The sequence below is a fragment of the Allopontixanthobacter sediminis genome (assembly GCF_009828115.1).
In the GTDB taxonomy this organism is placed as follows: Bacteria; Pseudomonadota; Alphaproteobacteria; order Sphingomonadales; family Sphingomonadaceae; genus Allopontixanthobacter; species Allopontixanthobacter sediminis.
In genome coordinates this window covers 58,705-85,140 of record NZ_WTYL01000002.1, presented here as the reverse complement: position 1 = coordinate 85,140, position 26,436 = coordinate 58,705, and the positions used below count along the sequence as shown (strand labels likewise).

The 26,436-nt window shown below is 63.2% G+C and carries 17 protein-coding genes and 1 riboswitch; of the genes, 11 read left to right on the top strand and 6 right to left on the bottom strand.

Going from position 1 to position 26,436, the window contains the following annotated elements; all coding sequences use genetic code 11:
• Positions 1 to 84: 84 nt before the first annotated feature.
• Positions 85 to 182: riboswitch (glycine riboswitch) on the top strand.
• Positions 183 to 399: 217 nt separating this feature from the next.
• From gcvT to GRI65_RS06110, 10 genes are all read left to right on the top strand, one after another.
• Positions 400 to 1,524 (top strand): glycine cleavage system aminomethyltransferase GcvT, encoded by a 1,125-nt coding sequence (gene gcvT / locus GRI65_RS06155; RefSeq protein ID WP_232844047.1) that lies wholly within the window; start codon positions 400 to 402, stop codon positions 1,522 to 1,524.
• Positions 1,521 to 1,892 (top strand): glycine cleavage system protein GcvH, encoded by a 372-nt coding sequence (gcvH, locus tag GRI65_RS06150; protein ID WP_160755687.1) that lies wholly within the window; start codon positions 1,521 to 1,523, stop codon positions 1,890 to 1,892. The genes gcvT and gcvH overlap by 4 nt, the downstream gene beginning before the upstream one ends.
• Positions 1,893 to 1,938: 46 nt before the next feature.
• Positions 1,939 to 3,300: an aminomethyl-transferring glycine dehydrogenase subunit GcvPA gene (gene gcvPA / locus GRI65_RS06145; protein ID WP_160755686.1), complete on the top strand. Its 1,362-nt coding sequence runs from the start codon at positions 1,939 to 1,941 to the stop codon at positions 3,298 to 3,300.
• Positions 3,301 to 3,332: 32 nt separating this feature from the next.
• A complete protein-coding gene (gene gcvPB, locus GRI65_RS06140; protein ID WP_232844046.1) occupies positions 3,333 to 4,862 on the top strand; it encodes an aminomethyl-transferring glycine dehydrogenase subunit GcvPB in 1,530 nt (509 codons plus the stop codon).
• A gap of 68 nt (positions 4,863 to 4,930) precedes the next feature.
• Positions 4,931 to 6,961: an adenylate/guanylate cyclase domain-containing protein gene (locus tag GRI65_RS06135; protein WP_160755684.1), complete on the top strand. Its 2,031-nt coding sequence runs from the start codon at positions 4,931 to 4,933 to the stop codon at positions 6,959 to 6,961.
• The gene (locus GRI65_RS06130) at positions 6,948 to 7,670 is read left to right on the top strand and encodes a hypothetical protein (RefSeq protein ID WP_160755683.1); all 723 of its coding nucleotides are present in this window, start codon (positions 6,948 to 6,950) and stop codon (positions 7,668 to 7,670) included. Before GRI65_RS06135 ends, GRI65_RS06130 begins: the two co-directional genes overlap by 14 nt.
• 232 nt (positions 7,671 to 7,902) lie before the next feature.
• Entirely contained in the window at positions 7,903 to 9,333 is a 1,431-nt protein-coding gene (locus GRI65_RS06125) for a multiheme c-type cytochrome (protein ID WP_160755682.1), read from the top strand.
• The gene (locus GRI65_RS06120) at positions 9,333 to 11,309 is read left to right on the top strand and encodes a heme-binding protein (protein ID WP_160755681.1); all 1,977 of its coding nucleotides are present in this window, start codon (positions 9,333 to 9,335) and stop codon (positions 11,307 to 11,309) included. Before GRI65_RS06125 ends, GRI65_RS06120 begins: the two co-directional genes overlap by 1 nt.
• Entirely contained in the window at positions 11,309 to 13,168 is a 1,860-nt protein-coding gene (locus tag GRI65_RS06115) for a hypothetical protein (protein WP_160755680.1), read from the top strand. The genes GRI65_RS06120 and GRI65_RS06115 overlap by 1 nt, the downstream gene beginning before the upstream one ends.
• 92 nt (positions 13,169 to 13,260) lie before the next feature.
• On the top strand, positions 13,261 to 17,232 hold the full coding sequence (locus GRI65_RS06110) for an LVIVD repeat-containing protein (RefSeq protein ID WP_160756495.1): 3,972 nt from the start codon (positions 13,261 to 13,263) through the stop codon (positions 17,230 to 17,232).
• A gap of 13 nt (positions 17,233 to 17,245) precedes the next feature.
• Here GRI65_RS06110 and GRI65_RS06105 read toward each other — a convergent pair whose 3' ends face one another.
• The 5 genes from GRI65_RS06105 to GRI65_RS06085 all read right to left on the bottom strand — a co-directional run bounded on the left by GRI65_RS06105 (position 17,246) and on the right by GRI65_RS06085 (position 24,444).
• Positions 17,246 to 18,223, bottom strand: a complete 978-nt coding sequence (locus tag GRI65_RS06105; protein ID WP_160755679.1) for a Coq4 family protein — start codon at positions 18,221 to 18,223, stop codon at positions 17,246 to 17,248.
• A gap of 120 nt (positions 18,224 to 18,343) precedes the next feature.
• Positions 18,344 to 19,177, bottom strand: coding sequence for a metallophosphoesterase (locus tag GRI65_RS06100; RefSeq protein WP_202391205.1), 834 nt, complete (start codon positions 19,175 to 19,177; stop codon positions 18,344 to 18,346).
• Positions 19,178 to 19,248: 71 nt separating this feature from the next.
• A complete protein-coding gene (locus GRI65_RS06095; protein WP_160755677.1) occupies positions 19,249 to 21,084 on the bottom strand; it encodes a cytochrome c3 family protein in 1,836 nt (611 codons plus the stop codon).
• Positions 21,085 to 21,094: 10 nt separating this feature from the next.
• Positions 21,095 to 21,976, bottom strand: a complete 882-nt coding sequence (locus tag GRI65_RS06090; protein ID WP_160755676.1) for a hypothetical protein — start codon at positions 21,974 to 21,976, stop codon at positions 21,095 to 21,097.
• Positions 21,976 to 24,444 (bottom strand): cyclic nucleotide-binding domain-containing protein, encoded by a 2,469-nt coding sequence (locus GRI65_RS06085; protein WP_160755675.1) that lies wholly within the window; start codon positions 24,442 to 24,444, stop codon positions 21,976 to 21,978. The genes GRI65_RS06090 and GRI65_RS06085 overlap by 1 nt, the downstream gene beginning before the upstream one ends.
• A gap of 142 nt (positions 24,445 to 24,586) precedes the next feature.
• Here GRI65_RS06085 and GRI65_RS06080 point away from each other — a divergent pair, with 142 nt between their 5' ends.
• A complete protein-coding gene (locus tag GRI65_RS06080; protein ID WP_160755674.1) occupies positions 24,587 to 25,555 on the top strand; it encodes a tetratricopeptide repeat protein in 969 nt (322 codons plus the stop codon).
• Between the two features lie 14 nt (positions 25,556 to 25,569).
• Here GRI65_RS06080 and mmsB read toward each other — a convergent pair whose 3' ends face one another.
• Entirely contained in the window at positions 25,570 to 26,436 is an 867-nt protein-coding gene (gene mmsB, locus GRI65_RS06075; protein ID WP_160755673.1) for a 3-hydroxyisobutyrate dehydrogenase, read from the bottom strand.

Below are 26,436 nucleotides of genomic sequence, written 5' to 3'. Positions count from 1 at the left end.
CGGCCGGTATTCGCGAAACGGGCATTGACGCGGACACACGGCTGGGCAAAAGCGGTCGCTGTCGCCGGGGTTCGCATGATTCCCGGCCATATCACGGGAGAGATCGCGGGCTGTCGCAGGCTCTCGGCGCCGAAGGAGCAACCGCCCCGGAAACTCTCAGGCAAACGGACCGTGATGTGGCAGACACTCTGGAAAGCGAGTTGCGGCCCAAACCGGGATCGTTGCTCCACCGAAGGGGTAATCCTGCCGTTCCTTTTTTCGGGATGGGCCGCAGGTAAAACTCTCAGGTATTCCCGACAGAGGGGGCGTGGTGAAGGGGCTTCCTGTGAAGGTCGCACCGCCATGTCCGATGGGAATTACAGCGTGACCGACGATCTATCCGATACCCATCCAGACGATATGCCCGAACAGCAGGTGCTGCCGCTCGATGCGTGGCACCGCGCGCGCGGCGGGCGGATGGTGGAATTCGCCGGTTACCAGATGCCGATCCAGTACACCGGCGAAGGCGGCGGGATCGTGGCCGAGCACGAATGGACCCGCAACCATGCCGGACTGTTCGATGTCAGCCACATGGGGCAGTTGCTGGTGTCTGGCGAAGGCGCGGATGCAGCACTCGAAGCCCTGCTACCGATCGATCTGTCGACGCTGAAGCTCGGCATGCAGCGGTATTCCCTGCTGCTCGACGAGAATGGCGGCGTGCTCGATGACTTGATGGTTTCGCGCTGGCCCCGGGACGTGTTCCTGGTGGTAAACGGCGCGACCAAGTGGGACGATATCGCCCATCTGCGGGAACATCTGCCGGACGATGTCACGCTTAATCACCTGCAGGACCGCGCATTGCTCGCGCTGCAGGGCCCAGAGGCGTTTGCAGTGCTGGACCGTCATGCGACCGGCGAATATCCCCTGTCGGCGCTGACCTTCATGAAATTCGGTCTGTTCACCGTCGCGGGCGTGGAAATGGCGGTCAGCCGTTCGGGCTATACCGGCGAAGACGGGTTCGAAATTTCGCTCCCGGCCGAAGATGCGGAGAAAATTGCCACGCTCCTGTGCGGTGAGCCTGAAGTGAAGCCCATCGGTCTCGGTGCGCGCGACAGTCTAAGGCTGGAGGCGGGATTGCCGCTATACGGGCATGACCTGGATACGGGCACCAACCCGGTTTCCGCGGGCCTCATGTTTGCTCTGAACAAGAGCAGGCGCGAAGCCGGCGGCTGGATGGGCCATGAGGCTATCGCACCGGTTCTTGCTTCGGGTCCCGCCACGAAGCGCGTCGGCCTGATCGTGGAAGGCCGCTTGCCTGCCCGGGAGGGTGCACCGGTGTTCGCGGGCGAAAGCCAGATTGGCCACGTGACCTCGGGCGGTTTTTCGCCCACGCTCGGCTATCCGATCGCCATGGCATATATCGATGCCGGCCATGCAGCCGATGGCACACGGGTGCAGATCGAAGTTCGCAGCAAACGGCTTGATGCCCGGGTCGCGCCGATGCCGTTCGTCCCCCACCGCTATTATCGAGGAGAACCCAGATGAGCCGCTACTTTACCGAAGAACACGAATGGATCGACGTCGAGGGCGATACCGCGACGGTCGGGATTACCGATTATGCGCAGGAACAATTGGGCGATATCGTATTCGTCGAATTGCCCGATGTCGGCACGATCGTGGAACAGGGCGGCGATGCGGCGGTGGTCGAATCGGTCAAGGCGGCGAGCGATGTCTACGCCCCGATCTCCGGCGAAGTGACAGAGGCGAACAGCGCGCTGGAAGATGATCCGGCGCTGGTCAACACTTCGCCCGAAGAAGATGGCTGGTTCTTCAAGCTGACCATCAGCGACAAGAGCGAACTCGAAGGCCTGATGGACGAGAAGACCTACGTGGTGTTCGTCGAAGGGCTTTAGGAACAGTAGCCCCCTTCCCTGACGGGGAGGGGCGTTAGGAGAAGCAATGCGTTACCTGCCCCTGACCGATACCGACCGTTCGGCGATGCTCGAAATGATCGGCGCGCCCGACGTGGATGCGCTGTTTGTCGATGTCCCGTCCGAAGCGCAGCTCGCTGGGCCGATCCACGGCCTGCCGATGCATGCCAGCGAAATGGCGGTCGAGCGGCATATGGCGAAATTGGCCGGGCAGAACATGGCCGCGTCGAGCGTACCGTTCTTCCTCGGTGCAGGGGCGTACAAGCATCACATTCCGGCCAGCGTCGATCACATCATCCAGCGCGGCGAGTTCCTTACTGCCTACACGCCGTACCAGCCGGAAATCGCGCAAGGCACGCTGCAGATGCTGTTCGAATTCCAGAGCCAAATTGCGCGGCTGTATGGCTGCGCGGTCGCCAACGCGAGCATGTATGACGGTTCGACCGCGTGCTGGGAAGCGGTGGCGATGGCCGGACGCGTTACCAAGCGTAGCCGCGCCGTCATGTCGGGCGCACTGCATCCGCATTACACCAATGTCGTCAAGACCATGGCCAAGTTCACGGGTGACACGATCGCCGATGCGCAGCCTGCGATCCAGCCGAAGGCCGACAACGCCGGTCTGATCTCGCGGATCGACGATGAGACATCGTGCGTGGTGGTGCAATATCCGGACATCCTCGGCCGGCTGCCCGATCTTCAGCAGATTGCCGATGCGGCGCACTCCAAGGGCGCGCTGCTGATCGTGGTCAACACCGAGCCGGTGGCGCTTGGCGCGATCACCTCGCCCGGCGAGCTGGGCGCGGATATCGTGGTGGGGGAAGGGCAGTCGATCGGTGTCGGGCTGCAATTCGGGGGACCCTACCTTGGCCTGTTTGCGGTCCGCGATCCCAAGCATGTCCGTCAGATGCCGGGTCGGCTATGCGGGGAAACCGTGGATGCGGAGGGCAAGCGCGGCTTCGTGCTGACCCTGTCCACCCGCGAACAGCATATCCGGCGCGAGAAAGCGACCAGCAACATCTGCACCAATTCGGGTCTGTGCGCGCTGGCGTTCAGCGTTCACATGACCTTGCTGGGGGAAAAGGGCCTGCGCGCGTTGGCGGCGGAAAATCACCGGCTTGCCTGCATTGCCGCCGACACGCTGTCAGTACTGCCCGGCGTGCGCCTGCTCAATGATGCGTTTTTCAACGAGTTTACCCTGCTGCTCGATGGCGACGCACGGCAGATCGTCCGCGATCTGGCTGCGGAGAACGTTTTGGCCGGGGTTTCCCTCGGGCGGCTCTATCCCGATCACCCGGAACTGTCGGGCGGGCTGCTGGTCGCGGTGACCGAGACCACCACCGAAGAAGACATCAACGCCTTGGCGGCGGCGCTGAAGGAGAAGCTGGCATGAACGCTCCGAACAAAAGCGGCTGGAAGCCCGCAATGACCGCCGACGGTGATACGGTCGGCGGCCCCGCCACCTACACCGGCAACCGCGCGCTGATGCTGGATGAAGCGCTGATCTTCGAAATCGGCGACAAGAACACCACTGGCGTCGATCTGCCGGAACCGGACACGAACGCACCGAACCGCCTTGGCGGGATGGAGCGCGCCGCCGATATTGGCCTGCCGGGTCTTTCGGAACCCGAAACCGTGCGGCATTACACGCGGCTCAGTCGGCAGAATTACGCCATCGACCTCGGGCTGTTTCCGCTCGGCAGCTGCACCATGAAGCACAACCCGCGGCTGAACGAGAAAGTTGCGCGGATGCCCGGTTTCGCGGACCTGCATCCAATGGCGCCCACGTCCACCACGCAGGGTGCGCTGGCGGTGATCTACCAACTGGCCGAATGGCTCAAGACGCTGACCGGAATGCCCGCCGTAGCGATGAGCCCGAAAGCAGGCGCGCATGGAGAGCTGTGCGGAATCCTTGCGATCCGCGCCGCGCTGGAAGCGCGCGGCGATGCGCGCAAGGTCGTGCTCTGCCCCGAAAGCGCGCACGGTACCAATCCTGCCACCGCGGCCTTTGCCGGTTACGAGGTCGAGGATATTCCGGCCACGCCCGAAGGCCGGGTGGACCTCGCCGCGCTCGAGGCCCGGCTCGGACCCGATGTTGCCGCGGTGATGATCACCAACCCCAACACCTGCGGCCTGTTCGAGCGGGATTTCCGCAAGATCGCCGACGCGGTCCATGCCGCGGGCGGCTTGGTCTATTGCGACGGGGCCAATTTCAACGCCATCGTCGGGCGGGTTCGTCCGGGCGACCTAGGCGTCGATGCGATGCACATCAATTTGCACAAGACCTTCTCCACACCGCATGGTGGCGGCGGGCCGGGCAGCGGTCCGGTGGTCTTTTCCGAAGCGCTGGCACCCTTCGCGCCGCTCCCTTTCGTAGAAAAGACTGTCGATGGATACGAGCTGGTTGAGGAAGAAACGGCAGGCGACCATCATCAGCTGAGCTTTGGCCGGATGACCGCGTTTCACGGCCAGATGGGCATGTTCACCCGCGCGCTGACCTATATGCTGAGCCACGGCGCAGATGGGCTGAAGCAGGTGTCGGAAGATGCCGTGCTGAACGCTAATTACATCCTGCGTAGCCTCGAAGACGTGCTGTTCGCGCCTTATGCGGACAGCGGACCATGCATGCATGAGGCGCTGTTTGGCGACAAGGGCTTCGCGGAAGGCATGACCACGCTCGACCTCGCCAAAGGTTTGATCGACGAGGGCTTCCACCCGATGACGATGTATTTCCCGCTGGTGGTCCACGGCGCAATGCTGGTTGAACCGACCGAGACCGAAAGCAAGGCAGCGCTCGACCAGTTTATCGGCGCAATGCGCAGCGTGGCGGAGCGGGCGATTGCCGGCGACCAGAGTCTGAAAACCGCACCGCATTACGCCCCGATGCGGCGGCTTGACGAAACTCTCGCGGCGCGAAAGCCGGTGCTTGCCTGGTCCGATCCGGGGCTCGTCTGACGCTGCAAGGCGCATAACGGCCTTGATTAGTTCGGGTTAAACGGCTCTCCTCCGGGCGGGGGAAAGTCATGTCGGCACGCGGTACAGGCTCGTTCATCAAACGCGGATGGCGCAACGTCCGCGAAGCCGGGTCGCAGCGTCTCGCCTTGACTGCGGTGCTGCTGCTGGCGGCGCTGCTGCTCGCGCGGTTCAGTTGGAGCCTGCCGGGGATCGCCGACGCGGAAGCCTATCTGTTCGACGGCCGCAGTTACGACACCGCGGAACAGGTGGAGCAGGACCAGCGAATCCTGATGGTCGTCTATACCGACCAGACGTTGATGAACCTCCAGAAGCGCTCGCCGCTCGACCGCGGGCTGCTGGCGGAGGCGCTGCGTAATCTCGACTCCATGGACGCCAAGGCAATCGGCATCGATATCCTGTTCGACCAGCCGCAGCAGGAAGATGCCGAGCTGATCGAGACCCTTCGCGCAATGCAGACCCCGGTGTCCGTAGCCTATGCAGCGATGGCGACCAACGAAGACGACATCATTTTTGAGCAGCAGCAATATCTGGAAAACTTCCTCGGGCAGTTGGAGGGCAGCAACGCCCGCCCGGCCAGTATCCGGCTCGACAACACCAGCGGCGTTACCCGGATATGGCCGAGCATCGAACCCGGGCTGCCGCCAGTCCTTGGCCGAACCATGCTGACGGACGCGGGCGAAGGCGACAGGATCATGCCGGGCTATACCGGCGCAATCCGGTACCGCCTCCCAGCGGTCGAGGGCGCGCCGGTCATCACTTCCCTGCCAATCGATCTGTTCGCCGATCGTGAAATGGTGCCGCTCATGGCAGAGCAGGCCGCCGGAAAATATGTCCTGATCGGCGGAGACCTGCTCGATTTCGACCGGGTCGACACGACCTTCTCCGCGACCGGTGATGAAGGATTGACGCAAAGCACGGTGCCCGGCCTTCAAGTTCATGCAGAGATGATCGCACAAATGCTCGACGGGCGGGAATTGCCGAAGCCCGCGCCGGTGATCCTGTGGCTGCTGGCCGGTTTCGTGGTGCTAGCGGCGACTCTCAGTGCCTTGCTCGAATGGCGGGACTGGAAGGTGTATCCGCTGCTGGGCGCGCAATTCGCTTTGTTTCTCGGGCTACCCTATCTCCTTCAGGCCAACGGCGTCGATACTTACGGCTTTCCGGCATTCGGATTGGTGGTTGGCTGGATTATCGCCTTCACCGCCGTAACCTCCGCCGCAAGGGCTTCCGGCGCGGTCCAGCGCAATTTCGCGCAAGGCGCGCTGGGCAAATATCTGCCGCGCGAAATGGCGCAGGAAATCATCGAAAATCCCGAATTGCTCGCCTTGCATGGCGAGAAGAAGTCGATCTACGTCCTGTTCAGCGACCTCGAAGGCTTCACCAAGATGAGCCATGCGATGGAACCGGAAATGGTTGCCAAATTGCTCAACCGCTATCTCGAGATGCTCAGCCAGGTTGTATTAGACCATGGCGGGGTGATCGACAAATTCGTCGGCGATGCGGTGGTCGCGTTCTGGGGCGCGCCGATCGCCAAGCCTGGTGACGGTGAGCGGGCCGCGCGGGCCGGCTATGCAATCTGGCAGGCGGGTGAAGCGTTTCGCGCCGAGGTCGCGGCGATGGATACGAAGCTTCCCAAGATTGGCAAGACCCGCGTCGGCTTGCATTACGGTGAGGCTGTCGTCGGCAATTTCGGCGGAAGGTCCCGCATCCAGTACACCGCGCTGGGGGACAGCATGAACACCGCCGCCCGGCTGGAAGCCGCGAACAAGGCGCTCGAGTCCAGCGTCATGGCGAGCCGCGAATTCGCCGACCGGACACCGCTGGACTGGTGGCGGCCGATGGGACGGATCACGCTTCGCGGCCGCGCGCAGCCGGTCAACATCATGGAGCCCGCCCCGGACTTTCCGGAGGATGATCGCAAGGTGCTGATCCAGGCGATGATCCTGGCCGATTCCGGCGGAGCGGAGGCGGAGATACTGGTCCGCCAGCTGATTTCCAGACACCCCGATGACAAGGCGCTAGGCAATCTGCTATACCGCTTGCAGAATTTAAGCGGGGGGAACACATATGTACTTGGTTAGAAATTTCTCGATCGGCGCGGCTTTGGCCTGTGCGTCGGTCGCGGTCGTCCTCCCGTCTGCGGCGCTTGCCGAAGTGGTGGTGGCATCCAGCGGACCCTCCGCGGGGCAGTTCCCGGTCGGCAAGAAGCTGGGTTCAAGCGAGCAGATTACTCTCAAATCAGGTGATACCGTCACCGTTCTTGGTAGCGCCGGTACCCGCGTCATCAGTGGTGCCGGAAGCCACCGCGTCGGCGCGCGCGGCGCGGCCAAGCGCTCGACCTTCGCCACCCTGACCCGCCAGCGCGATGCGGCGCGGGTCCGGACAGGTGCGGTGCGCGGCGACCTGACCGGCGCTCCGGTCACGCGGTCCAACATATGGTATGTCGATGTTACCCAATCGGGCACGATGTGCATCGCCGATGGCGCGGCGGTGCAATTGTGGCGCCCGCTCGCTGAGGGTGCGCCCACATACATGGTCGGCAATGCAGCGCAGAACCACATGCATCTGGCCTTTGCCGAAGGTTCGACTTCGACCGACTGGAACCTTGCCCAGATGCCGGTCGAGGACGGCGCGAGCTACACCATCGCCGGCCCCGGAATCGAACCAGCCACAAACGTAACGTTTGCAGTCCTCGACACGCAGCCGGACAATCCCGAAGACCTCGCCGCGGCGTTGATTGCCAAGGGATGCACCGGCCAGTTGGAGCTGCTTTCATCGGCGCTGATGTAATGTCTTTGGCTGCGGCAGGGTTCCCGCACGGAGCCGCAGCAAAATAAATCGAGCGGTGCAAATACCGCAGGTCGCACGAAATTCTGGAGCTCCTTACGGGGCGTAGCCCGGCTATTACGGCAGCTCGGGGTGGGGGAATGCGAATGCGAACCGAGGGCGACCTCACATTTTCCGGTGCAGGTCAGTTGGCAACACGGTGTTTTGCGGCCACTGTCCGCCCGGGGATCAAATCATGCCCATAGGGGAGGGCAATGACGTGACGTGGTACGCTGAACAGGCACGCCAGGCGGGATTGCTCCCGCCGTGGTCTTTGTCGATCGTGCTGCCGATAGTTCTGGCGGTGTTCCTGCTTGTCGACAGCATCGGACCATTAGGCGCGCAGGCGGCAAGCGGCAACGCGCGTTTTGAAGGCGTTGCCACTTGCGCCGGTTCGACCTGTCATGGCCGCGCCGAGGGCAACGGCGAGGTCGTGCGCCAGGATGAAATCGCCAGTTGGCAGGAACCCTCGTCCGCCACCGGTGCGCACAGCCGCGCCTATGCCGCGATCGCCAGTCCGCGCGGCAAGAAGATCGCTGCCGACCTGGGTCTCGGTGCCGCCACGTCCGCTTCTGCCTGCCTTGGATGCCATGCGACCTATGTCGCGCCAGCCAGCCAGGGACCGCGTTTCCAGACCTCGGACGGGGTCGGCTGCGAGACATGTCACGGCGCTGCATCGGGCTGGATCGCAAGCCATTACGCAGTGCCCGCCACCCACACGTCCAATATCGCCAACGGTTTGGTGCCGCTCGAGCGCCCGCAAGTTGCAGCAAAGGTCTGCCTCGATTGCCATCTCGGCAGCAGCGACACCGGCCAGTTCGTCAGCCATTCGATGATGGCGGCAGGCCATCCGCGGGTCGCGTTCGAACTCGACCTGTTCACCGCCCTGCAGCAGCATTACGATATCGACGCGGACTATGTTGCCCGCAAGGGCCGGCCGAGCAGTGTACGGATGTGGGCAGTCGGACAGGCCGAAGCGGTACGCCGCTCCACCGACCTGTTCGCGCAGGACAAGTTCGGCACCAATGGCGTGTTTCCCGAATATTACTTCTACGATTGTCACAGCTGTCACCGCGCAATCCAGGACGGGCCGCAGGCCAACCGGACGTTCGAAACCAATCCCGGTCGGCCGATCCCGTTCGGCCTCGCGCCTTATAATGACGAAAATATCATCATGCTGTCTGCCGTGTCGCGCGCGTTGGTGCCTGGCCGTGCCGCCGCCTTCGACGCGGCCAGCAAGGATTTCCACCGCGCGATGGGACAAGGCCGCTCGCAAGCCGCCGCCGCCGCGCAGAAACTGCGTGGGGAGGCCGGAGCGTTGTCCGACGCGCTCGCGCAGCGGAGCTATGCGGGTGATGACGCGTTCACCGTGGTGGCGGCGATTGCCGGAACCGTTACTGGCCCGCGCTTCACCGATTACGCGGGATCCTCGCAAGCGGTCATGGCCGTCGATACGCTGCTCAACGCGATGGTCCGCGAGGGACGGATCACGGTGGGCGCCGCTGCCGGTATCCGGGCGAACATCAACCGGGCCTATGCCGCGGTGCGCACACCGGAAACCTACCGTCCGGCGCAGTTCCGTTCTGCTCTCGGTCAGGCGGCCAGCGCCATAGGAACGCTCCGCTGATGGCCAGCCGCCTTGGCAAAATCAGCTGTCTCGCCGGGGCGCTGGCGCTCGCTGCCTGCGGCGGGGGTGACGGTCAGACGACTTCACCGATTGGCGGCGGCCCCGCACCCACCCCAACTCCGCCCGCATCCGGCAGGCTGTTCGCCGATCCGGCTGCGGAAGCGTTGTCAGCCGTCGACGTTCAGCGCGTGCTGGCGCAGGCGATCGGCGAGGCGCGCACGAGGGGCCTCCGGTCTACCATTGCGGTGACCGACCGGGTGGGCAACGTCCTCGCCGTATTCGCGATGTCAGGCGCGCCCGCCACCACTACACTCAGCAGCAAGCAGATCGGCGGCATCGCCGCGCCTGGGCAGGGCGTCGGGTTACAGGGGGCCGCCGTGCCTTCCACCGCAGCGGCCATCGCCAAGGCCATTACCGGCGCCTATCTGTCGAGCGGTGGAAACGCGTTCTCCACCCGCACCGCCAGTCAGATTGTGCAGCAGCATTTCCCCCCGGCGCCCACCACCGTGGGGCTGGAAAGCGGGCCGCTGTTCGGGGTGCAATTCAGCCAGTTGCCTTGTTCCGACCTCAGCCAGCGGTTCGTCACGGGCGGCGGTGCGGGCGCTTTTGTTGGCCCCAAGCGTTCCCCCCTCGGTCTCGCGGCGGACCCCGGCGGGTTCCCGATTTACAAGAACGGCGTGGTCGTGGGCGGCATCGGGGTGGCCGGTGACGGTGACTACGGCTTCGACGACAACATCCTGGACTGGGATAGCGACGCCGAAGAAGCGGTCGCGCTGGCGGGCATTCAGGGCTTCGCGCCGCCGATCGAAATTACCGCAGACCGCATTCCGGTGGACGGCACGACGCTGCGCTTCAGCGATATGACCACCGCCGATATCGGGCCGCTAACCACCAGTTTCGCTTCGGTCAGCGGCGAGGGCTCGCTGGTGGCGGTCGCGGGGTACAACGATGGCTCGATCTGGTCCGGCACCACCTACGGCAGCGAGACTTCGGGCATTCGCGTCAGCACGGCGGCGGAATTTGCCAACCGCGACGCCTGGGTGCTGACCGACGGAACGGGCAACAACCGCTATCCGATCCGGGCGGGCACGGACGGAGCGTCCGCGCTAACCGCAGCAGAAGCCCGCGCAATCCTCGAGGAAGCCTTTGCCGTCCTATCGCGCGCGCGAGCACAGATACGCCGTCCGCTCGACAGCCGGATGCAGGCCTCGATCAGCGTGGTGGACACCAATGGACAGATCCTCGGGCTTGTCCGGTCGCCTGACGGGCCGATATTCGGCACCGACGTGGCGCTGCAGAAAGCCCGTACGGCGGCGTTCTTCTCGAACAGCGTCGCTGCGCAGCAGCTGTCGGCAGGCCCGGCGGTCGTGGCCGCCTACGTCCCCCGGGTGCGGAGCTTCCTGGGCGATCCGACCGCTCTAACCGGCGCGGTCGCCTTTGCCGATCGGTCGGGCGGAAACCTGTCTCGCCCCTATTTCCCCGATGGCGAGATCGGAACGCTGGCGGGACCTTTCTCCGTGCCTGACCCAGCACTGTTCAGCCCGTTTGCGGTCGGTCTCCAGCTTGATCTGGTGACAGCCGACATCGTAGCTCATCTTGGCTTCATCGCCTCGAACGGCGCCTCCGCCGACACGCCGCAGGAATGCACCCAGCTGCCGGATGCCCCCACGGGCACGAAGCGAATTGCCAACGGCATCCAGATTTTCCCCGGTTCGGTCCCGATCTACCGTGGCAATGTGCTGGTCGGCGGGATTGGCGTGTCGGGTGACGGGATCGACCAGGACGACATGGTCAGCTTCCTCGGTCTGCATAACGCCGGATTGCGCGTTGGCGGCATCGGCAACGCGCCCCCGGCAATCCGCGCCGACCGCATCCAGGTGAATGTCGGCGGGCGGCTGGTGCGGCTGCGCTATATCAGCTGCCCGTTCGCGCCGTTCCTCGACACCGCCTCGCAGAATGTGTGCGAAGGGCTGTAATGTCGGCAGCGATCCTCCTTCCGCTGGTGCTGCAGGCGATCCCGCCGGCCGAAATCCGTCAGGTGCCGGTGGAATTACCGGCGAACGTGGAAGCGCCCCCGCCCGAAACCGATCAGGACGAAATTCCGCCGGTCGATCCCGAAATCATAGATGGCCGCCGCCGTCCAGGCTATGTCGGCGAATTGCCCGACGCGGTGACCCAGCGCAACGAGGGCGCGCTTAGGGCCCCGCCGCCGGAAGCTTTCCCGACCGACCAGATCCCGATCCCCGACCGCTGGCGGCTGATCGAGACGCTGGGAGTGGTCAAGGAACGCTTGTTCGATCCCTACAACCAGAACACTTACAAGGGTGACCGCCCGATCAATCCGGACAAGGTGCCGTGGCTGCCGATCACTGGCAACGACTGGTTCTTCGTCGCCAACGCGATCAGCGACACGGTGTTCGAACCGCGGACTTTCCCGATCCCGGTCGGGGTGCAAACCACCGAAGACCCGGACCGGCTGGATGTGTTCGGCAATGAAGCCAGCATCGTCCTGTCACAGACCTTCATCCTCGGCGCGGCGCTGCTGAAGGGAAACACCGCCTATAAACCGCCCGATGTCGAATACCGCGCCACCTTCGCGCTCAACGTCAATTATGTCGATGTCCCTGAAAAGCGGGTCTTGTTCGTGGAGCCATCGAAGCCGCCGCACCGGCTCGACCATTTCCTCGGCGTGCAGGAACTGTTCTTCGATTATCACATCCGCAACACGTCGGACCGGTTCGACTTCGATTCCGTGCGTATCGGCATCCAGCCGTTCCAGGCCGATTTCCGCGGCTTCCTGTTCCAGGACCAGCAACTGGGCCTGCGATTTTTCGGTACTCGGGATAACAACCGTTTCCAGTATAATGTCGCAGCGTTCTGGCGGCTGGAAAAAGACACCAACAGCGGGCTGAACGCGGTGCTCCAGTCCCCGCGCGACGATTTCCTGATCATCGCCAACGCCTACCGCCAGGATTTCCTGATCCCCGCGCTGACCAGCCAGGTCACCCTGGCCTACAACCGCAACCGCGAGGCGGACGATGTCGAGGTCGACGATAACGGCTTTCCGGTCCGCCCGGCGCTGCTCGGGACGCTGCGAGGCCGGGAGTATGACGCATTTTACTTAGGCTATAACGCCGATGGCCGGATTGGCCGGGTGAATCTGACCGCCAGCGCCTATGCCGCGCTGGGCGAAGACCGGAACAGTTTCTTCACCGACCGCCCGGCAAACATCCGCGCATTTTTCGCAGCGGCAGAGGCGAGTTATGACAAGGACTGGATGCGGTTTCGCCTGTCCGGGATGTGGGCCAGCGGCGACGGCGATCCCTATGACGATACCGAGACCGGTTATGATGCGGTGTTCGAGAACCCGATTTTCGCCGGCGCCGATACGTCTTACTGGATCCGGCAGACGATCCCCTTTGCGGGGGGCGGCCGCGCGATCAGCCTCAATGGCCGCAACGGCATTCTCAATTCGCTGCGTTCCTCGAAGGAACAAGGGCAAAGCAATTTCAACAATCCCGGCACGATCCTGGCGGGCGCGGGCGCCGATTTCGACCTGACGCCGGAATTCCGTCTGTCGACCAACGCCAACCATCTGTGGTTCGAAGACACCACTTCGCTGCAGGTCCTGCGTAATGAAGGTAGCATTCCGGCGGATATCGGCTGGGATTTGAGCGCCGCCGCGATCTGGCGGCCCAAGGCAACCCAGAACATCGTCATGCGGCTCAGCGCGGCGACATTGATTTCGGGGAATGGATTTCGCGATCTGTTCGACAATCTCGGCCAGGACAAGGAATACTACTCCGTGCTCGCAAACGTGATCCTGACCTACTGATGCCGATTGCCCGCCATCTTTCCATTCGGCTGCTGTCCTTCTGGACCGCACTGGTCTGCGCCGCGCTGGCCATCGGGTACAGCCAGACCACGATGGCAGCAGGCGGGGAAAAGCCAATCAAGCGCGATTACGCCGCCGCCGGGGTTATCGCTGCGGCGGCGCCCGCGCAGCAGACGGTTGAGGAGATGCTGGCAAAATCCTCCGGCTGCACATCCTGCCATACGGCGAGCGACGCGCCGACGATGCACGAGACGCCTGCCGTCCGGCTGGGCTGCGTCGACTGCCACGGCGGCAATCCGTCGGTCTCCGGCAATTCGCAGCTGAGCCATGACGATATCGCCTATGTCACCGCGCGCGATGCCGCGCATGTGCTGCCGACCATGCCCGAAAGCTGGCACTTCCCGTCCTCCGCCAATCCCAAGCGGAGCTACACCCTGCTGAACAAGGAAAGCCCGGAATTCGTGCGGTTTGTGAACCCGAGCGATTACCGGGTTGTCCGGGAAGCGTGCGGTTCGTGCCATATGGACACCATCGTCGCGGGCGAGCGGTCGATCATGGCGACGGGCGCGATGCTGTGGGGCGGCGCAGCCTACAACAACGGGATCGTGCCATATAAGAACTACATCTTCGGCGAAGCTTTCACCCGTGACGGCGAACCGGCCAAGCTGGTTTCCCCGGGCGAAACACCCGGCGTGCTTACCGAGGCGCAGAAGGCGCGCGGCGCGTTGGCGGAGATGTATCCGCTGCCCGCGTGGCAGGTTACGCCGCCGGGCGATGTTTTCCGCGTGTTCGAGCGCGGCGGGCGCAACATCAACACCCAGTTCCCCGAGATCGGCCTGCCCAATCCCACCGGCAGCATCCAGCGCCTCGACGAGCCGGGACGGCCCGACCTGAAGCAGAGCAACCGCGGAATGGGCACCGGCCTGCGCGTGGCGATCCCGGTGCTCAACATCCACAAGACCCGCCTCAACGATCCGCTGATGTGGTTCATGGGCACCAACGACCAGCCCGGCGATTACCGCCATTCCGGCTGCGCATCGTGCCATGTCGTCTATGCCAACGACCGCGAACCGCGTCACAGCCTGACCTACGCCAAATACGGACGGGACGGACAATCGGTCACCGTCGATCCGACCATTTCGGGCAAGCTGGAACCGGACCATGACGACGCGCATGGTGCCGTCAAGCAGCCCGGCAGTCAATCGGATGAAGGTCACGGTCAGAAGGAACCAGGTAAGGAACCAGTGAAGGAGAAAGGGCACCCGCTGCGCCATGTCTTCACGCGATCCATTCCGACCGCGCAATGCATGAATTGCCACATGCACCAGCCCAATATCTTCCTCAATTCCTACCTCGGCTACACGATGTGGGATTACGAATCCGATGCGCCCGCGATGTGGCCCAAGGAACAGAAATACCCGACCGCGGAGGAAGTGCGCGCTGTGCATGACCGCAACCCGGAAGGTGCCGCGCCCAAGGGCAATTGGGCGGACCTCGATTTCACCCGCAATGTCTATGATCTCAACAAAGACCTGACCGACACCCAGTTTGCCGATTACCACGGCCACGGCTGGAATTTCCGCGCGATCTTCAAGCGCGACCGCGACGGGAACCTGCTTGATGCGGCAGGGGCGATCGTGGCCAATGATGACCCAGAGAAATTCCGCAAGGAAGGTGAAGGCAAGTTCGTCGAAATCGGCACCAATCCGGGCAAGGCGGTCCACATGATGGACATCCACGCGGAAAAGGGCCTGCAATGCGCCGACTGCCATTTCGCGCAGGACAGTCACGGTAACGGAATGATCTACGGGGAGGTCGCCAACGCCATCGAGATCGGCTGCAAGGACTGTCACGGCACCGCGGACGCCTACCCGACGCTGCTGACCAGCGGCCCCGCCGCGCCGCCCAAGGGCAACAACCTTTCCTTGCTGCGCAATCCCGATGGCCAGCGGCGGTTCGAATGGCAGACCGGCGAAAACGGGCGGAGGCAGCTTATCCAGCGCTCGATCGTCGACCCGAAGCTGGAATGGGTGATGAGCCTGACCAAGGACAGCGTCGACCCGCTCGCACCTGATTTCAACGCCAAATCCGCGCGTGCCAAGCTGATGAGCAAGGCCGGGGCGGAAACCGGCAAGTTTGAATTCGGCACCGGAATTACTCCCGGCGAACGCGCGCATGAAGACAAGGAAATGGCCTGCTTCACCTGCCATCTCAGCTGGACCACCAGCTGCGGCGGGTGCCATCTGCCGATCGAGGCGAACTGGAAAACCAAGGACCATCATTACGACAACGAGGAAACGCGCAATTTCGCGACTTATAATCCGCAGGTCGCGCGCGACCAGATGTTCCAGTTGGGCAAACACCAGACCACCAAGGGCAACCAGGTGGCGCCGGTCCGTTCCACTTCGGCGCTGATCCTGTCCTCAACGAACATCAACCGCGAGCGCATCTATGTGCAGCAGCCCCCGATCAGCGCGCCCGGTTTCTCCAGTCAGGCCTTCGCGCCGCATTTCCCGCATACGGTGCGCCTGACCGAGACCAAGACCTGTTCCGACTGCCATCTGAGCGAAGCGGACGACAACAACGCGATCATGTCGCAATTGCTGCTGCTGGGCACGAATTACGTGAATTTCGTCGGGTTGAATGCCTGGACCGGACAGGAGGGCGGCTTCGAGGCGATCCGCGTGACCGAATGGGACGAACCGCAAACCGTGCTGGGCTCATACCTGCATAAATACGCCTACCCCGATTATTACCGGCAATTCGTCGAGGATAACGGCCGCGAATTGAAGAACTGGGTGCGCGGCAAGGCGTTCGACGCGAACCTATCCGGCGAAACCAAGGCTTACGAGGAATTCGCCAATGTCCACGAAGGCACCTCCGGGCGCGTAGGCTGCCTGCAAATGCGCGGCGAATACATGTTCGTCGCCGAAGGCTCGGGCGGCTTCCGCGTCTATGATATCGCCGCGATCGGCAACAAGGGCTTCTCCGAACGCATCGTGACCGCGCCGTTCAGTGCGATGGGCCAGGATACGCAGGTCAAATCGAAGAACGCCACCTGTATGGCACTGCCCACGATGCAGCCGATCAACCCGCTGCGCAACACGCCCGAAATGCAGGAAACGAACCAGGAGCAGGCATTCCTGCCGATCTATTCCTACGCCGCAGTGACGGACGCGGAAGAAGGCCTGATCATGGTTAACGTCAACACGATGGCGGACGGCGAGTTTCGCAACAACCGGCTGAGCCGCGCGGTGACCTGGAACGAAGGCGGCGTGCTGGACGGTGCACGGCATATCATCCTGGCGGGCGAGATCGCCTATATCACCGCCGCGCGCGGGTTGGTGGTTGTCGATCTGGCCGATCCGCTGAAGCCGCAATTGGTGGCCGTGCGCGAAATGAACGATGCTCGCGCCAGTGCGATTCAGTTCCGCTATCTGTGGGTTACCGACAGCGACGGCGTGAAGCTGTTCGATGTCACCAATCTGCGCAATCCGGTGCCGGTCCCTTCCGGCACGGTGGCGCTGGCCGATGCGCGGCGGATGTATATCGCCCGCACCTTCGCCTATGTCGCGGCCAAGGGTGAGGGGCTGGTGATCCTTGATGTGAAGCGGCCCGAAGCCCCGAAAATCTATCAGCGCGTGACGCTGGACGGAACCTTGAACGATGCCGAGGATGTCGTGGTCGGCTCCACCAACGCCTCGCTGTTTGCCTATATCGCGGACGGAGTGAACGGGATGAAAGTGCTGCAATTGACCAGCCCGAGCAGCCAGCCCAATTTCTACGGTTTCAGCCCGCCGCCCAAACCGGAGCTGATCGCTTTTGCCAAGACCAAGGGGCCGGCCATCGCGATGTCGAAGGGGCTGGACCGTGACCGTGCGGTCGATGAGACCGGAGGCCAGATGGCGGTGTTCGGCCGGCTTGGTTCGCGCCCGTTCACCCGTGCGGAGATGGAAAAACTGTTCCTGACCAGTGGCGGTATTCCGTGGAAGGTCAGCGACGAGCCCGACATGAACGCATGGGTCGGCAGCTACGGCGGGCCGTGGAGATCAGCGGGAAAGTAGGGGCTGAGGGCGCTCAATCCTGCGCTTGGCGTACAGCTTTCTTGTCCGGCTGAACGGTTTCCGCTGCGTATCCATCACCTGAAAAGCCGAACGCGCTTGGGCCTTCGCTCAATTTGGCGGGGTCTGTAATGCGGTAATCGGCCTTGGCGTCATCGGCCAGAATTGCCATCGGATCGATCCCTTCCTCGCTCCAGATTCGCTGGCATTCGTGGTAATGGAACGGGATCTGTACGTTCAGATGGGTGCGGGCCTGCCCGATGGTCATGCCCAGCAGGTCGCGGATTGATTGCTCGGCAATCGGTTTGCAGCTTTTACCGGCTTTCCGACAGCCGTCCACGGCCCGCATGACCGGCGCCTTGGACTTGATATGCGCCGCGATTACCGCGCATCCCGCGTAACCGAGCACCAGATGTCCATGGCTTGGCCGCTGCTGGAACACGAACGCGCCGAGGCATGCCTCCCCCAGCGTGTCGCGCCCGATGGTCGATAGCAGGTGGAGCAAGTCGTGCGTGTCGCGGAGCCGGTCGTTGTACCATTCGATCTGGTCATCAATCCGCCCGCCATCCCCGCGAAACTCGTCATATTCCGCGACCAGGCCGGCGGCGCTGAGCCCTTCGGTTTCCATGTAGTCGCAGTAATCGTGCGCTAGCGTGCCTTTTGGGTATCTGCGCAGCGCATCATGATCGTCGAGCAGATCGGGAAGGAAGGGTTCGGTTTCGAAAATACGGCGGCCGTTTTCGGTCGCGAGGAATTCGCGCACGTGATCGACCACGCCGACCCATGGCAAGTGTTCGAAGAACCGGAACACCTCGCTGGTATCCTCCTTGTCCTTTTTGAATTCCCAGAAGTGGTGCCAAGCCTTGCGGTAATTCCGGCGATAGGGCTTGCGCGCAGGATGGCTGAAGGGGACCTGATCCAATCGGGAGGGCTGCTTGCCAGCGGCAACGCCCGCTAAGGGGACCGCGCCCGGCCTGGGGTCGTTCAGCGCCATTACTGCCTCCTGTTGAGGGGGCATTTTGCGGTGGATGCTATTTCAAGTCAATCTCTTGGTAACCATGGCACGGGCCTCGATCTGTCCCGATGATGGACGACCGGACGTCCGCGAAGTTGCCTATTCCCGCTCGGCAAACATTTCACGGATCATCGGCTGCAATTGTTCGCCGTAGGACGCCAGGACCTCCCAATCGTCGACAGTTTCATAATGCGTCACGAGAGCGCCATTTTCCCAGCGGTGCAGGGCGTAGGTGGGCGGTTCGGTCGTGATCAGGTCGCGGCGATCGGGGGCCTCCGGATCGATATCGCGCAAATCCATCGCCACCAGCGGAGCGACCGAGGAGGTAACCGAAACGGGAATCCCCGCAAATGTTGCGTGAATCGGGCGGTGCAGATGGCCGCAGTGGATCGCCAGTATCTGGCTGTGGCCGGAGACCGCCTCTCCGAAACGCTGGATCCAGGCCTCGTCAGCGTCCGGGTCCATCCAGCCGATGCCGGCGACAACCGGTGGATGGTGCATGAAAATAAGCGTCGGTGTGGCGGGGTGTGCGGTCAATTCGCTGGCCAGCCAGTCCCGCCGCGTTTCGCAGAACGCCCCGCCGTGGCGGCCGGGTTCGAGCGTATCGAGGAAGATGATCCGTAGCCCCTCGTGCTCTACGGCGTAGTGCACGAAGCCGCCTTGTGTCGGGGTGTCCGGGAACGCGTTGAGCAATTCGCCCCGTGTGTCATGGTTGCCGACCATCGGATACACCGGGAAGGAGCATACCGACAGCAGCGCCGCGGTCTTCTCGAAACTGTCGCGGTCACCGTGGTCGGTCAGATCGCCCGAGAGGACCAGCATATCGACCGGATTGCGCGATGTCAGCACCCGGTCAAGGGTCTTGCGGAAACGGATACGGTTCAGTTCTTCAGGCTTCGCATCGGGGTCGAAACCGATGTGAATGTCGGTCATCTGTGCAATCAGCACGCGGCTGAACCGTTGTGTAACTTGTCCCCGGCCATGTCGCCCCCCGCCATTGTGCGCTACTCCGTTTTCCGGCCCAGCATCGCCAATATCTGGTTCATGCCCTGTTTTTGCTTGTTCGGCAAACCCGGCCCCGTCGCGCCCCTGGCAAGCGGTGCGGCTTTGATCTCGGAATGATCCGATTTGCCCTTGGGGTGATAGGTGTGGCACATCGCGCAGCCCGACGGTACGTCGGCCTTGGTGTCGCTTTCGCCCATGTGGCAGGTGCGGCACGTTGCGAGTGGCGGCAGCAGCAAATCGGACGAGGTTTTCGAACTGTCCGCCTTGTGACAGGTCGAGCATTTCTCCTGCTTGTGCGGCTCATGGTCGAACCGGCCGTTCATCAGGAAATGATTTCGCAGCCTGACCGGCATCACGTCCGGCTTGCCATTGATGGTGGTCGGGATGTGGCATTCGCCGCACACTCCGTCCTTGGCCAACGCACGGTTGATGGCGACCAGCGAGCGGACCGGCGGGCCGAAATTCTGGTAGTAAAGGCCGCCGCGCGAATACTGGCCGGGACGCTGGCGTCCGCGCAACATTCCGGCACTCGCGGCGCTGCGCGGTGCGCGGTCCAGCGCGGCCAGATCGGCGCGCATCTGGTCGACATCGCCGTGCTGGAGGGTGCGGAACGTGGTCCCGACCTTGTCGTACACCAGGCTGTGACAGCTCTCGCAGTCCTGCTCCATATTAACCGGCAGGAAACCCACTTCATCAGCTGTCGGCGTGTGACAATCGGCGCAGACCAGGGATGATCCGTAACCTTCCTTCGCCCCCAGCCGGCTGGCCATTTTGGCCACCCCGCCGCGGCGCGCCATGTGCATGTCGTGCGGGAACAGGAGGCCGCTGTATTCCTTCGGCTTGCCGGACAGGGACAAGCGGGAAGGCTTGGTCTGACCCGGAGCGGTGAACACGGCCGCCTGCAATTGCGGATGGCTGGTGCCGAAATCGGCGGCGTTGCCGAGTTTGGTGTCGGCCAGCCGTGTGTCCATCGTACCGTGGCAATCGGAGCAGAATTGCTGTGCCGCCGGTTCCATCCGGCCCGCGCCTTCGTGCTCGGTGTGACAGGTAGTGCAGGAACCGGGGCCTTCCTTGCCGAATTGCTCAGCCACGGCCCATTGCAGCGCATCGCCGGTGGACATCGGCCCGCGCCCGGTCAGCTGGCGCGGCTTGTCGGCATGATCGGCAATATCCTCGTGACAGGTCAGGCAAGTCGTATCCTGCACCGATTTGAACGGCTCGGAGTGACACGCCTCGCAATTGTCCTCCAGCGAATGGTGCGCCTGGCTGAGCGAACCGGTGCTCCAGCTGGCATCCATTGCCACGGCACCCTTGTTGCGCGGGTCATCGGAAGTCGGCGAGGCGGCCGGGCGGGTGAGGTGGGAATAGATCGGGACCGCCAGGAAAGCGATCAGGATCGCGGACAGCGCCAGCCAAGCGGTCTTGCGCTTGCCCGGCAGGGTGCAGGCGAGCGAAAAACCGGCGAGGTCGTCGCTGGACTGGGCGGCATTCTCCGTCTGGCTGATGGTAATTGTCGGGAGGGCTTTTCCGTCTTGCGAAATTAGCAGGCGGTAGCTGCCAAAGCCGAGTTCGGCCCCTTCGTGCGGGTCCACACGAGCCGATTTCGTGACCCGCCCGTCAAGGTGGAAGCCAAGTGTGCCCGCTGCGTCGATCCGCAACTTGCCTCCATCCAGCCAGTCGATCCGGGCATGATATTGCTCCACCGCCAGATCGGGCAGGTGGATATCATTGTCGGCCCCGCGGCCAACAGTGATCGTGTCTTCGTCCACGGTTCGGTCGCGGATAATCTCGCGGCCGTCTGCGGTGAGGTCGATTGTCCGGATCAGGAACGCCATGTCGCCGCCCTCACCAGTAATAGAACACGCTGACGACATGCGCGGTGAGCGCGGCCAGCAATGCGATGGTTACGGGAATGTGGATGTACAGCCACACTTCGAGCAGCGCCCGGATGCGCAGGTGTCGGCGAATCTGGTCGAGTTGGCTCTTGCGGCGGCCGAGCAGTGCGCGGACCTTGTCCTTGGGTTCGTCGCTGCCCACCGGCCGTGACCAGTCGTCAGCAAAATAGGCGAGCGCGCGGGTGGTGGCGCATTTACGGTAGTGCCCGCTCAGCCGGGCTCCGATGCCCCAGTCGAAAGTCCCCTGCTCCAGCGCGGCGATGACCAGGTCCGATTCTTCGCGGCCAAGCGGCTGGGCGGCGGATTGGAGCTGCCGGTCGATGGCGGCGAGCGCCTCGACCATCTGGCTGCGGGTCATTTCCTTCGCGTTGTTGCTCAGCGATGCCGGCAGCGTGGCATAGACGGCGACGCCGTACAGGCCCGACAGTATCACCACCATCATCAGCGAATAGGCCAGCGTGTGGACATTCCACCCCAGCTGAAACCCGGTGTGCAGCGTCCCGATTACGATGAGCGCAAGGCCCAGGTACACATGCGCCGAGGTCCACGCCTTCAGCGACCAGCGACCCGCGCTGATGTTGCGCTTGCGGATACCCAGCAGCGACAGCCAGACGATCAGCAGCGCCCCGATTGTGCCGAGCGTATAACCGTACCAGCTGCCACCATTGTGGCGCGGGGTCACGTCGATCCAGAAATAACTGACGATCGTGACGAGGCACAGGACCAGTGCGACCTTCAGCCAGCGCATGTTCCTGTGCGACAGGAAGCTTTCGTGGTCGGAAGATTGCCGCCGTTCGCGCTGGTTCTGCTGCTCGCTGGGTATCGTGGCCATCAGCCTGCGTCCTCCGCCAGCTTGGTGAAGGTCAGGAATTTCTCCGGTGTTACGCGGATCGCCGCGCCGGTAGGGCAGGCGCGCACGCATGCCGGGCCGCCGTCGATGCCGGAACACATGTCGCACTTGATCGCAACCTTGGGGCTTTCGATGCCCTTCTTCTCGGCGGTTTTCTTGCGCCAACTGTAGCTGGCTTCGCCCGGACCCGGCCCGGCGCCGAACATCAGCCAGTTGAGCAGCGACGGCTTTTTCGGCGGTTTGGCGTCCATGCGGATCACCCCATAGGGGCAGTTGCGCTGGCAATTGCCGCAGCCGATGCAGGTGTCATCGATGAACACTTCGCCGTCCGGGCCGCGCTTGATCGCGTTGGGCGGGCAATCGGCCATGCAATGCGGATGTTCGCAGTGGCGGCACGATGTCGGCACATGGAGATGGGCGTAAGTCCGCCCGGCTTCCCGGTCCAGCCGCGACAATCCATCGTGGCTGTCGGCGCAGGCCTTCTCGCAATTATCGCAGCCGACGCACAGCTTCTCGTCGATCAGCAGCACGTCGGTCGCTTCACCGATGCCGTTGTCGATCAGGAAACGCGCGGTTTCGGAATACATGTCGACCGCGCTGCCGAAGCTGTCCTTGCGGCTTTCGATGAAGGAATTGACCTCGCGGCGTGAGGCCATTTCCGCCATCGCCTTGTCGCGCAGGGCCGGCTTGCGGTCCAGCAGCGCCACGAAAGCCTCGCCCGGGAACCGGACGACTTCGCTTTTGATCGCGGCCTTCACCGTGGCAGTACGGAGTGATCCGTCGACTACCGCCATCTCGCCGAAATAGGACCCGGCGGGCAGGTAGGACAGGAACACCGGCGCGCCGCCGATCATCTTTTCGACGATCATCGACCCGCGCCGGATCACATAGACATCCTTGTCCTCGGCTCCTTCGGTTACCACAGTCTGCCCCGCGCGCACATCGACCAGTTCGGCAGCGGCGACCAATTCCGCCACATCGGTCTTGGTTAGGCCGGACCCGAACATCTGCAGCAATTGCCGCTCGATCGAAATCGCGTTGACCGCGCGCGCAGCGGACGGTGCGGTTGCCATCAGCTTGAGCGCGGCGGTGCGGCTCAGTTCCATAACCACCGTGGGTTCCGCGGCGCGGACCGTCGAACCGCGCCGGCGGCCTGAAATCAGGCCGACTTCGCCGAAGATCGAACCTTGCTCAATGGGCACCGTGATGCTTGGATCGGCCGGATTGACTTCCACCTGCACGGACCCCTCGGCGATACCGAACATGGACGATCCGGGATCGTTGCGCTCGAATATCACCTCGCCCGCGTCATATCCGGCAACGGTACTGTCGAGCATCAGTTCGCGCATCTGCAGCGGTGACAGTTCCTGCAGGATCACTACATTGTTGCGGAAGGTTTCGAGCCATTGATCGACCGATCGAACGCCGGGCAGGGCGGAGAACTTCTCCGCCAGGATTGGTTCATCCGCAGGTTTCAGATCGAGATTCCCATTGAGGAATTCGACCACGTCAAAGCCCTGGTTCATGCAGTGCTTGATCAGCGGATAGCCCGCCAGCGCGCCGATGACATGGACGCCCTGCTGGGTGGTTTCGAAGCTGGGTGACAGCTTGGGAAAGGCGCCGCGATCCTCGCTGGTGAAGTCGATGCCGCAGGCCTCGACAAATCCGCGCGGCGGCTGGGACCCGGTGCGGGCGATGATCCGGTCGCAGGGTATGGTTTCCTGGCCGTCCCGCGTTTCCAGTACCAGTTCGCCTGGTCGGACCTCCGCTGGGGCGGTTTCCCGGCGCACGAAAATGCGGCCAGCGGCCTCCGCTTCCTCGAGCAGTTTCACGTTAGCCGATTTCGCGCGGGCAAAATCCGATCCGCGGTTGAGGATCGAAACGATGTTGTTCTGCTTGGGGTCGGCGGCAAGGCCGAGCGCGTTTTCGATCCCGGCATCGCCCGATCCCACGACGGTGATGTGCTCGTCGAAATACTCGCCCGGATCGTCCAGTTGGTACTGGATCAGCGGCAAGTCAGCACCGGGGCAGCGCAGCTTGTTGGGATTGCCCTGTGTTCCGATAGCCATCACCACCGCTTCGGCCCGGATGGTATCGCCGCCCTTGATCTCGATAGTGAAATTGCCGGTTTCACCGGTGATCGCGGTGACTTCCGAATTCAGGCGGACGTTGACCTTGCCGGACGCAATCTGCTCGTCCCAGGTTTCAAGGATGAATTCGCGCTTGCCCGCGTCGAAATCGAGGTCTGAACGAAGCACCAGATTGCTGGGCGTCGCCATGACGTGCTTGCCCTTCTGGTATTTGAAAATCGTGTCGGAGAGGTGGTCGGTCTTCTCGATCAGGACGTGGCTCATTCCCAATGCCGCGGCATGCGCGGCTGCGCTAAGGCCGGCGGGCCCTGAACCTATTATGGCAATTCGATAGCGTGCCTGCCCATTTTCACTTGGCATGCGTGACCCCCCGATGCGTCCCGCGACCTGATTATGTTATACGGCACCATACCCAATCACCGCCAAAGCGCCACCCCTCTATCCGGCTAATCGCGCGGGTTCGCGGATTGCCGGAAGCAGGCTTCGCTGCTAGCTCGCCCGGATGGACAAGACAGAAATTCCAGTAACGCCCGCCGATGCCGGAACGTCGGGGCCGGGCAAGAAGTCCCGCGCCGGGCTGATCGCGTTCTTAACAGGCACCGCGTTGGTCGTGATCGCCATCGGGTACCGCGCATTCAACCCGGTGATCTCGCCGGAAATTGCGGCGGCCAACGAGCAGGCCCCGCCGACCATTCCCGAACTGCAGGCTCTTGCGGAGAAGGATCCACTCAATTCCAAGGCATGGCAGGAACTCGCTTTCGCGCATTTTTCCGCGGGCGGGTATGAACAGGCCGCGCGGGCCTATCGCCAGGCAGTGGAAGGCGATCCGGATAACGCGGTGTTGTGGTCCGCACTCGGCGAAGCGCGGGTGATGGCGAGCGAGCGTGACCCGATGCCAGCGGACGCGGTAACGGCGTTCCAGAAGGCCATTGCGCTTGACCCGACCGATCCCCGATCGCGCTATTTTCTCGCCGTGCGCAAGGATCTCGCAGGCGACCCCCGTGGAGCCATCGCCGACTGGACGGCACTCCTGAAGGAAACGCCGCCGGGCGCGGTGTGGGAAGACAATCTGCGCCGCACTATCGAACAGGTCGGAAAGATCAACGGGATCGAAACGTCCGCCATGCTCGCCGCGGTGGACCGCGACCGCGCTGCGTCCGCCCCGGCTGCGGCCCCTCCGGCGTTAACTGCAGGGAACGCCATTCCGGGGCCGACGCAGGACGAGATCGCCGCCGCGCGGGCCATTTCGCCGAGCGAGCAGCAATCGATGGCCGAAGGCATGGTGGAACGGCTCGACACGCGGCTGCGCAGCGAACCGGGCGATGTGAACGGCTGGGTGATGCTGATGCGCAGCCGGATCACGCTGGGGCAAGCGGATGAAGCGTCCCGCGCGCTGAAGGATGCGATCGCCGCCAACCCCGCGCAGGCCGCCCGGCTGCGGGCCGAAGCGGAGGCGCTGGGCGTTCGCTAGTTCCGCGGGCCGGTCTAAAGACTCTTGATAATCGCCGAGAAATCGAGGTCCGAATGGCCCTCGGCGAATTCCTCGTACAGCGCTTTGGCATGGGCACCGAGCGGGGTTTCCATCCCGGCGCTTTCTGCCGCTTCCATTGCCAGCTTCAAGTCTTTCAGCATCAGCGCAGTGGCGAACCCGCCCTTGTAACCGTTGTCCGCCGGGCTTTGCGGACCTACGCCGGGCACCGGGCAGTAGGATGTCATCGACCAGTTCTGGCCTGAACTGACCGAGCTGATGTCATAGAAGGTCTGTGGATCGAGGCCCAGCTTCTGCGCCATGGTGAAGGCTTCGCAGGTGCCGATCATGTGAATGCCTAGCAGCATGTTGTTGCAGATTTTCGCCGCCTGTCCTGCGCCCGCGCCGCCGGCATGGATCACCGCCTTGCCCATCGCGGACAGGACCGGCTCGGCGCGAGCAAAGGCATCGTCGCTGCCGCCGACCATGAATGTCAGGGTCCCGCCGCTCGCTGCCGCGATCCCGCCCGACACCGGTGCATCGACCATGGCGTAACCGGCATCGGCAGCGGCCTTTTCCACGTCGCGCGCGGTCGCCACATCGATGGTCGAACAATCCATCAAGATGGCGTCCTGCGGGGCATGGCCGATCACGTCGCTGCGGAACACCCGCGACACGATCCCGCCATTGGGCAACATGGACACGACCGCATCCACGCCTTGCACGGCTTCCTTTGCCGTGGGAAAGGTGTCGCAGCCGTTGGCCTTCGCCTGACCCAGTGCAACTTCGCTAAGGTCGAAGGCGCGGACATTGTGGCCGGCCTTGACCAGGTTCGCGGCCATGCCAGCGCCCATGTTGCCAAGACCGATAAAGGCGATTTTCAT